This window comes from Bacteroidota bacterium (genome assembly GCA_016718825.1).
In the GTDB taxonomy this organism is placed as follows: Bacteria; Bacteroidota; Bacteroidia; order J057; family JADKCL01; genus JADKCL01.
In genome coordinates, this window is record JADKCL010000071.1 from 1 (window position 1) to 10,317 (window position 10,317).

At 52.8% G+C, this 10,317-nt stretch carries 4 protein-coding genes and 3 pseudogenes; 3 read left to right on the forward strand and 4 right to left on the reverse strand.

Annotation, left to right across the window (positions count from 1 at the left end):
* The first annotated feature begins 268 nt into the window (after window positions 1–268).
* The 3 genes from IPN95_31610 to IPN95_31620 are packed head-to-tail and all read left to right on the forward strand — an operon-like array spanning window position 269 to window position 1,806.
* Window positions 269–574: a hypothetical protein gene (locus IPN95_31610; protein MBK9453865.1), complete on the forward strand. Its 306-nt coding sequence runs from the start codon at window positions 269–271 to the stop codon at window positions 572–574.
* A gap of 34 nt (window positions 575–608) precedes the next feature.
* Window positions 609–1,199: a cytochrome P460 family protein gene (locus tag IPN95_31615; GenBank protein MBK9453866.1), complete on the forward strand. Its 591-nt coding sequence runs from the start codon at window positions 609–611 to the stop codon at window positions 1,197–1,199.
* Window position 1,200: 1 nt separating this feature from the next.
* On the forward strand, window positions 1,201–1,806 hold the full coding sequence (locus IPN95_31620; GenBank protein ID MBK9453867.1) for a cytochrome P460 family protein: 606 nt from the start codon (window positions 1,201–1,203) through the stop codon (window positions 1,804–1,806).
* A gap of 181 nt (window positions 1,807–1,987) precedes the next feature.
* Here IPN95_31620 and IPN95_31625 read toward each other — a convergent pair.
* From IPN95_31625 to IPN95_31640, 4 genes and pseudogenes are all read right to left on the reverse strand, one after another.
* Window positions 1,988–2,310, reverse strand: a pseudogene (locus IPN95_31625) (transposase).
* A gap of 157 nt (window positions 2,311–2,467) precedes the next feature.
* A complete protein-coding gene (locus IPN95_31630) occupies window positions 2,468–3,868 on the reverse strand; it encodes an efflux transporter outer membrane subunit (protein MBK9453868.1) in 1,401 nt (466 codons plus the stop codon).
* Window positions 3,865–6,980 (reverse strand): annotated as a pseudogene (locus IPN95_31635) (multidrug efflux RND transporter permease subunit). Before IPN95_31635 ends, IPN95_31630 begins: the two are co-directional and overlap by 4 nt.
* Window positions 6,977–8,198: pseudogene (locus tag IPN95_31640) on the reverse strand (efflux RND transporter periplasmic adaptor subunit). Before IPN95_31640 ends, IPN95_31635 begins: the two co-directional pseudogenes overlap by 4 nt.
* Window positions 8,199–10,317 lie beyond the last annotated feature (2,119 nt).

Below are 10,317 nucleotides of genomic sequence, written 5' to 3' on the forward strand. Positions count from 1 at the left end.
GATGGCGAATGCCGACGAATTATTCGCCGTACCGCCGCAGATCGATCAGGTAGACGTGCTCGCTGCCAAACTACCCCACTAAAAACTGGAACCAGCAGCTCGGATGAAGCGTGGCGGAGTCCGAGCTGCATTTTGGCCCCTGAGGATTGGGATACCTGGCTTGATCCCATGCCATCGACGGATGAGATGCTACTGCCCCTGCTAAAACCCTTTTGCGCCGGATCTGATGCAGCTATGAGCAATATTACTGGATGAATAAGGAACAGGCGTGCCCTTCTCATCTATTTCAACCACGCGTTCGGCGGTAGTTGCATTAATTGTTTCCGGTATCGCTTTTTTGGAATCTCTGGGTATGGCATATGCTCAAGGCAACAATACGTCGGGGCAGAGTGGCTATAAAAAGGAGGACCCGGGCGACTATTCCGACAAGAACGACCCGATTCAGGGCCATACAGTAGAACCTTATTCTGAAAAGGGTTTCATCCACAAGGGAAGGAGAGTTCAGAAAAGCGAAATACCAAGAATCAGTAAATCGCTTTACGACGGGTCGCCGAAAATAGCTGCAAAGGCATGAATCCACTGAATCTTATAATCGATAGGAGAATTGAATGAGAATTGACAAATATTTAACCGGTTTATTGATCCTGGCTGCCTTGGGATCTTCTTTAATATCTGGCAGTGTTTCTGCTAAAGAATACTTTACTGTCAAAAATAACGTGCTCGAACGCCCGACGGGATTTCGCGAGTGGGTATACGTAGGCACGCCTCTCACCCCAAATGATATGAATAACGGAAAGGCCAACTTCCAAGAATTTCATACCGTTTACATTGACCCGGAGAGCTGGGAGCACTGGAAAAAGACCGGTAAAATTCGGGACGGCGCCATACTAATTAAGGAGATGACCAGTGTCGGCAAGGTTGCAGCAAGCGGGAAGGGTTATTTCATGGGTGATTTCATTGGCCTGGAAGCGACAATAAAAAGCAAGCGCGAATTTCCCAATGAACCTGGCAACTGGGCTTATTTCAGCTTTACTAACGAAGACCACAAATCTATAAAAAAGACTGCGAACTTGGAACCAACGGCGAATTGCAACGGCTGTCACGAGGCGTCCGCGCAAGATGACTTTGTATTCACGCAATATTATCCTGTTCTCCGTGCCGGAAAGGCGAACGCGGAGAATGCGGTCGGAGGAAAATAAAATGAATCGCTTGAAAGAGAATACATATCCGTATCGAAACGAACACATCGCTGTTTTGTTGTCCGCAGTTTTGTTTACGGTGGCGTTGCTGACACATGCTGGAACAGCGATAGCCGACAAGGGGGATTTTTCCTTATATGTCGACAAGTCAGGCAACATCCGTCTGCCCGATGATTTTCGGCTGTCAATGACCCATTTGGGTTCCTGGTTTGTCCCAGAAGGCGAGGCAAGTGGTTTTCACGATGTCTACACAGAACCGGAAACGGCGAAGACCTATCGCAAAACCGGGAAATTTCCGGACGGCGCAACCCTGGTCAAGGAATTGCGTTCGTCAACTGCAGGCACATACACCACGGGCAACAATGTCAGCCATGCGACAGGTGACGTCAAGCAGTGGTTTGTAATGATCAAGGATACCAAAGCCCGTTTTCCCAACAATCCTGTCTGGGGCGATGGCTGGGGTTGGGCGCTGATTAAAACCGACAGCTCAAATCGAAGCGTAACCACTAATTACCGTACTGAATGTCTCCCCTGTCATATGCCAGCAAAAAACACCGATTGGATCTACGTCGAAGGCTACCCAACGCTAAGCAAACCTGATCGGTAATATTCCGGAAAAGTGTGCTAACACTATCGCTCTACCAGAGGCCGGTTGATTCGTGCCTGTCAAAGGCTGAATGTACACCCCAATAGGAGCGGCAGGATAAGGAAGATCAGGATTAGTCAGATGTATTAGGGACTGCAGAATTGACAAATAGGCTATCCCGATGTATTAAAGAAAACTTGAAAAAGCGTCGTCGGAAAGCGGCAAGGGTGTCATGATCCGGATGGGAGTCGGCGGCAATGTAGCGGAAGGCAACCGAGTCGTGGCCCGCTCGATCTTGCGGCTGGCAAACAACCCAGTGGCGTAGCCGTAGATGAGCAGGGATAGCAGCAGCGAAGGGTGGTACGAGGCGCTTCCCGTGCTGCGGTACGCCGAAACAAATCGGGTGAGATCAAACTCCTCCACCGTCTCCACCACAAACCGCGCCAGATGTTTCTCCGGCAGCCAGTTGTTCATCGACGGCGGGAACAAGTAATCAGTTTGGCGGTTGATGGGGCGAAAACTCATGGTCGAAGGCTCACAATACTTGGATATGATTGTCCCCTATTCTCGGTCAGTAAGTCCGACAGCCTGCTAGGCTGGGAAAACCTCAGCAACAGGCTTCTTAAAATAGGAAATTTGTATCAGGATGCAGAGAGCCTCCTTGACACCATGTCAAGGGTATTCAGCCCGCGAACCATCCTCCGCCCAATGCTTTATAAAGCTGAACGACAGATACCAGATGGAAGCGGTGCGTTGCGGTGAGGGCAAATTCGGCGTTGAACAGGTTGCGTTTGGCAAGGAGCACGTCCACATAGCTCGTAATCCCTCCCTTGTAGCGCAGGTCGGACACATGCAAAGCTGAGCGCAGCGCTTCGACTTGCTCCTGCTGCGCCTTGCGTTGCTCATTAACGGTACGAATCGCCACCAGGGCATCTTCAACCTCCTTGAATGCGACCAGGATGGTTTGTTCGTATTGAGCCAATACCTGCCTCGCCTGGGCTTCCGCCGCCCGCTGCTCGAAACCCAGGCTCTGCGCGTTCAGCAACGGCCCTGCCAACCCGAGTCCGCCTGCGCCGAATTCGCTTCCGGAGAGCAAAAGCTTCGACAGTGCCGGACTCGCTACCCCCAGGAAGCCGGTAATCGAAAGCTTTGGGAACCGCGCAGCTTTTGCCATTCCGATTCTCGCCGTAGCTGCCGCAAGCGTTTGCTCCGCCTGTAGAATATCCGGACGTCGCTGCAACAGCTCGGAAGGAAGGCCGGTCGGTACTTCGGGCGGCATGAGTTGCTCCGTCAGCGCACGGCCGCGCTGAATCGGTGCCGAGTTTCTGCCTAACAACACCCCCAACTCATTTTCCTTTTGAATCATCTGTCGTTCAAGTTCCGCCACTCTGGTTACCGCGTTGGCTCGCTCCGCCTCAAACTGATCCAGATCGAGCCTGGAAATCAATCCACCCCGTAACCGCGCCCGGGCAATGGCGACCGATTCTTCCCACGATGATAGAGCGCGGCGAGCAATATCCAGCTGCATGTCAAACTGCAAAAGATCGAAGTAGGACTGCGCTACCGAGCTCACTAACGTAAGCACTACCGCCCGGCGGTTCTCTTCACGGGCCATCAGGTCGCCGCGGGCAGCTTCATTGGCACGGCGGATCCTTCCCCAGATGTCCAGCTCCCAATTCAGGTTGGCGCTTCCGAAATAATTGTAGGGCGTCGGAAACCCGCGAATGAGGAACCCGCCAAGGGTACCGAAGGCCGGCGCATTGGCATTGACATCGAATTTAGGAAGAAAATCCAGGCGCGCGATAGTCGCGCGCGCCTGGAGCTCTTCGACGCTTGCCACTGCCTGTTTGAGGTCTCTATTCTCCAGCAAAGCCTGGTTGATGAGCCGTTGCAGTTCCTCGTCGTGCAAAAGCTCCCACCAGGGAAGATTGGCGATGGATTGCCCTTCCGTTTGCGTCATCCGAAACTTTTCGGCTGTATCGATGGGGGGGCGGATGTAGTCCGGTCCCATGGCGCAGGATGCGACCAGCATTATTGGGAGCAATGACAGGATTCTGACCCACACGTTATAGTGTCGCATCATGCTGTTTCCTGTTGCACGTTTTCGGCTGGCTTTGCTGGGTGCTTACGGGTAAGCCAGGTAAAGAACAGAGGAATGAAAATAGTAGCGACGAAGGTGGCGAGGAGCATACCGCCAAATACCCCGGTGCCCATGGAGCGGCGGGCGGCGGATCCTGCGCCGGTGGCGATCACCAGCGGCACGATGCCCAGCATAAATGCCATGGAAGTCATCACAATCGGTCGAAAGCGCAATCGCGCGGCTTCAAGGGCGGCTTGGGCGACCGGCATTCCCTCCCGCATTTTCTGGCTGGCAAACTCCACGATCAGGATGGCGTTCTTGGCCGCCAGGCCAATCAGCGTGATCAGGCCCACCTGGAAGTAAATATCATTGGGCATTCCTCGCACTAAAATGGCAAGCAGCGCGCCCGTGAGGGCAAAAGGCACGGCCATGATCACGGCCAACGGGAGGCCCCAGGTTTCAAATTGCGCGGCCAGGATGAGAAATACCATAATGATGGCGAAACTGAACGCAAGGGTTGCCGCCGAACCGGTGCGTTTTTCCTGGTAGGCCTGGGCCGTCCAGGCAATCTGGTAATTATCAGGCAGATTCTTTGCCGCAATCTCTTCCACCAGCTTGATGGCCTCACCTGAGCTTACACCCGGTGCGCCGCCCCCCATTATTTTTGCGGAAAGAAGCCCGTTATACCGTTCCAACTGCTCCGCACCGACCATAGTGCTGATCTTGCTGAGTGCTGACATGGGCACCATCGCCCCGGATTGCGAGCGTACGTATATCCTGCCGAGATCTTCCGGTTGCATGCGATATTCGGGTTCCGCCTGTAATTGCACGCGGTAGGTACGGCCGGACTTATTAAAATCGTTGATATAGAGGGAACCGATGGTGCTTTGCAAGGTGGCGTACAGGTCAGCAATCGGCACCCCCTGAGAAATTGCCTTGGCTTCATCCACTTCAATGAAGAATTGCGGTACCGTAGGGCGGAAAAAGGTGGTGATGCCGGCGAGGCGCGGTTCCTGGTTCAGGGCTTCAATGAGATGATTCACCACACCCGACAATTGCAAGGGATCCGAGCCGCCACGGGCTTGCACATAAACTTCAAACCCGCCAGCGGTGCCCAGACCATGAATAGTAGGTGGATTAAATGCGATCGCTATGCCATCAGACTGCTGCATGCCGATATCAAACAACTTATTCACAATATCCTCGGCGGTGCCCGTACGCTCGGACCAGTCTTTGAATGTTACGTACATGCTGGCCGAGCTGGTTTTATTGCCGCCACCGATCAGGTCGAAACCATTGATGACGAACTGGTGGGCTACTGCCGGATCCTCCGCAATGGCAGCGCGCACCGCTTCAGTGGTTTTGGTTGTTCGAGCCAGACTCGCCCCATCAGGCAGAATCGTTGCGGAAACAACGTAGCCCTGATCTTCCGGGGGCACAAAGCCGCCGGGAACGATTTCGAGGAGATATATCGAAAGACCGATAATGCCGGTAAATACGAAGGCGCCGATGATTTTATGCCGAATGGTCACGCCCACCGTACCGACATAGAATTGCGTGAGCCGGTCGAACCCGCTGTTAAATGCCCGGAAGAATGCAGATTCGCCATGCGTGGTTTTCAGTATGATGGCGCACAATGCGGGCGTGAGCGTCAGCGCCACCACGCCGGAAATTACCACGGCAACGGCAACGGTCACGGCAAACTGGCGATAGAGTTCCCCGGCGATCCCGCCCATGAAGGCCACTGGCACAAACACCGCGCACAATACTAATACAATAGCGACCACGGCACGTGAAACCTGCTCCATGGACTTGATGGCGGCTTTCATCGGCGACAGGTTTTCTTCGTCCATCAAGCGCTCGATGTTTTCCAGCACGACAATCGCATCATCCACCACAATGCCGATAGACAGCACCATCGCGAAGAGTGTCAGCGTGTTGATGGAGAAACCAAACAACCACAAACCGGCAAAGGTGCCAATCAGGGAAATGGGAACCGCGACAATGGGAATTAGCGTGGCACGCCAGCTTTGCAGAAAAAGGTAGACAACCAGTATCACCAGTATCATTGCCTCGCCGAGTGTTTTGACGACTTCCCAGATGGAGGCTTTGACGAAGAGACTGGTGTCGTAAGGTATGACGTAATCCATTCCTTCCGGGAAATAGGCCTTTAATTCATCCATCTTGGCAACCAGGGCGTCTGCGGTCTCAAGCGCATTGGCACCGGGCTGCAGAAAGATGGGGCCACCTGCGCCAGGCTGGCCATCCAACGCAGTACGAACATCGTAGCTTTGCGCACCAAGTTCAATTCGGGCGACGTCCTTGAGATAAAGAACGCCCTCGGGGCCATCGGCACGCAGGATAATATTGCCGAATTGCTCCGGGTTCCAGCAGCCGGCCTTTGGCATTGACGGTATAAACCAGCTGCTGATCGGAGGGCGGGTTCCTGTCCTATCTTCCCCGCGGCATATTGTGCGTTTTGTGCCCGGATAGCCGTCGCAATATCTGTTGTGGTGATCCCCAATTGCGCCATTCGATCGGGGCGCAGCCAAATGCGCATGGAATAATCCATAGCGCCGAACATCAGTGCTTCACCAACACCCTTGACGCGTCTTAGCTCATCCAGCACGTTAAGGGTGGCGTAGTTGCTGAGAAACAAAGGATCGTACTTTCCTTTCTCCTTGGAGACGAGCATAAGGCCAAGAAGAATGTCGCTGGAGCGCTTTTGTATTACCAGGCCCGTGCGGCGGACTTCATCCGGCAAACGCGGCAGGGCAATATTCACGCGGTTGCTGACGTTGAAAGTCGCCTGGTCGACGTCTGTGCCGACCTCAAAGGTCGCGGTAATTGTCAACGTGCCGCTTGAATCGGCGCTGGAGCTGAAATACAGCAGATCGTCAACTCCGCTCAGCTGCTCCTCGATGGGTGCGGCAACCGTTTTCGCCAGGGTATCGGCACTTGCTCCCGGAAAGGTCGCGGTGATCAACACGGTGGGCGGCGCGATTTGCGGATACTGCTCAATGGGCAATTGCATCGCGGCGGCCAGCCCGGCCAGAAAGATGATAATGGATACGACCGATGCAAAAATGGGCCGCGTGATGAAGAATCGGGTCATGATGATTCTCGCCCAGGTCCACTTGCCTGCTTATCGGGTTTGGGCTGGGCGGGGGGCTCGGCAGGCGCTTCTCCAAGCGCGTGAGGCGACACGGGGTTCCCAGGACGGAGCTTGATAATATTATCGACAATCACCTTGTCGCCCGCTTTCAGTCCCTCGAGAATCACCCAATCCTTGCCTAGCCAGTTACCCGCCACGACCGGCCGTACGGTCGCTTCGTTCTTTTCATTGAGGACATAGACACTCTTGCCTAGATCAGACGTCTGCACCGCAACCTGCGGGACGAGAAAAACCCCATCGCGTGTTCCCGTGGTGACGCGCGCGCGTACGAATTGTCCTGGCAGCAAACGTTGTTCTGCGTTATCGAACGTTGCGCGTAATTGCTGCGTACCAAGCGTGGGGTCAATCTTGCTGGCGGCAAAATTCAACTCTCCGTCCTTCCCGTACTCCGTGCCATCCGGCAGTATCAACGTGATTTGCTTTACTCTTTGTTCATTCAGGGGGCCGCCAAGCTGTACCAACTCGTTATCGGAAAGGCTGAAGCGCACCCATATGGGCGATATCTGCACAAGTGTCGTCAACAGGCTGTTATACGCTTCCACCAGGGCTCCTTCGGAGAACTGAAAGCGGCCCGACATGCCCTTCACCGGCGCCGTTACGGTTGTATAGGAAAGATTAAGCTCAGCATCGCGTACGCCAACCTCAGCCTGTTGCAAGGCAGCCTTTGCGATCGCGTTATCAGAGACGGCGTTGTCGTATTCACGCTGGCTGATGGCTTGCGTGTCGAGCAGATCGAGCAAACGCTTTTCCTCACGCTCGGTCTGCACAATGCGGGCTTTCTGCTCGGCGAGTTGCGCCTTTGCTTGCGCCAAGGCATTTTGGTAGGGAACGGGATCAATCAGAAACATCGGCTGGCGCTTTTACCGCGGCGCCCTCATCGCACAGGCGTCTGAGCAGAATGCCGCCCACCCTCGGCCGTATCTCGACTTCCTTGGCACCTTCGGTTTGCGCAACCGCTTCGGCGCTGATTGGCACGCTGGTAGGCTGCACCTCGATCATACTGACAGGAAGAGCCGTGCCGCCAGCAGGCAACCCGGCAGCCTGATCATTTTTGCCGCACGCCATCAACGCCATGCTTATAATCAGTGCAAGGGATAATTTTGGGCCCATAACCAGTAGTAAATCGTGAACTTTATTCTTGGAATTGACATCTGCCATTTTTTATTTAACTCCAGCGCCTCGCTGATCTGGCGTGTTAAGTGTTTGGTCGGGCTCCCATTAGCTAGCTCTGCCGGGTCTGACCATCAGAACAAGCTCGGCGACAAGCGCGTACCAACGCTCACATGTTCCTGCTGAACCACCGTGCAAATCGCAGCACTCATCGCTGCTTCGAATTGCGTGAGTGCAGCGGCGATCAAAGTACGGATAGCCCGGTTGTGACGATCAATAACCGATGCTCGTACAACCATCGCCTGGCACGAACAAGGGGTCTGGGGAGCAATGGAACAGTGAACCGACCAGGGGGATCAGCTGAGTTCTTGGCAAGGAGTCCGATGAGAAGCCCTTCAGGCCCGCTGGATGTAGCAGAGCCGATACGCGTCTTTATACCGCACTACTCTGCCTAAGAGCTGCACGCCGCGCTTGCGGAGCCTTTTCTTGCCTCACCTTTATAATCAGTACGCATGCCAAGCACGATGACAACAACACCCATGGCGATATAAAATTTCGCGATATGTTATTGGCAAAGCCAAAGATAAAGGGGGTAAAGCAATGAGGGAAGGTCCACGACCAGGCGCCTGTTAATCCAATCCAAGGAATGGCAAATGGAATTAGCCTGAATATGCCAAAGGGAAAATTGTAGAAGTCAGGGTTACCATCAAATGGACTGCAGCCAGACTATAAGCCAGCATGGCCGGAAACTGACTTAATCCTAATAACGGTGGCGCGAGTAAAAAATAACGAACGTCAGAAAATCAAAATACCCGTGTATACGTGCTGAAATTATCATGGATATTCCCTGTATTAAGTTATGGTCACTCCATAGCCATCACGTTCAGTACATTAATACGGTTCTATCACTTTAGCCTGCTATCTAAAAACACTGTCTTAAATTATTAATGTTTGATGTGGCAAGGGGCTATCTTGGCAATTAATGATTGAAACCGTGAAATTACTTGATTTCAAGCTTGATCTGCTTTAGGAAAACCGACCAGACAGGAAGTGAGTTTTTTCGGCAAACTTGACCTAAAGGAGGCGTGCCATGAAAAGAAGCGGAGCCAGTAGAGCAGATCGTAGCGGTATTTGAAGCAATGCCGGTGGTCGATCTGATCCTGCAGGTGGGGATATTCGGGACAGACGTTTTGCCGCTGGAAGAAGCAGGTACGGGGATGCAGTCCGACTGAGGTGCGAGAGAGCGCAAAGTAACTGTAGGAAGAGAATGGACGGCCCAAGAAGCTGTTGCCGAGCTGAGCCTGGACAAGGCAATTCTGCAGGACGTTGCATCAAAAGCGCACCGGCCCGCGCTGAGACGCCTGCCGAATTTGTACACCGGAAGAGCCTTCCAAGCCCTACACCCCGTTTGTAGCCAACGCCGAAAACTAACTCTCGGAAGGGGCCTGAAAACCCAAGCGATCATGCTAATCAAGTATTCACACGGATTATGGTTGCATAAAATCAACCACTTCTAAGCAAATTTGGAATTTGTCGGTTAATCGCCACATCGATAATTAGCGAAGAGCACTTAATGCCGCATCATTTATACAAATCTGGTCACGTGGTAGCCAAGCATTCCACTGTTCCTGAAATCATTCAAAATGGTGCTTACCACCGAACGAAGTGGTTCAACCAAATCTGCCACTTCCTGTTGAGTTAAATGAATTTGCAATGCATACCCACGAGTACATCCTATTCCAAACATCTCAGCCATAATTCTAATAAAGTAGCTATAACAACGCATTTCAACGGGTTGCGCTAGGTAGTGCGTAGCTTACGCCTGACCTTCTGTTTTCGGGTATATGTTCCTCAAAAACATACCATGCCAGTTCTGGTTGATGAGCCATCATGGCCTTGAAATCGCTGTACGCTATGCTACAGAAATTAACTTCACCCAATGCTTGAGCAGTTCTTCTACTCTTGGGGGATAGAATTATTCTGCAAACAACCAATGACGTCCCCCTTCTCAAAAAGAGAAAGAGTAACTTCAACTCTCTCCGTTAAATGAGAGAGCCTGTCGATACCACTTTTTATCCAGAACAAATCGGAAACACCGATCAACCCTGGTGGTAAAGGAAAGCTTTATCTGAATTGTTGACTTCCCTGAGCAGAAGGGTAATTCCTC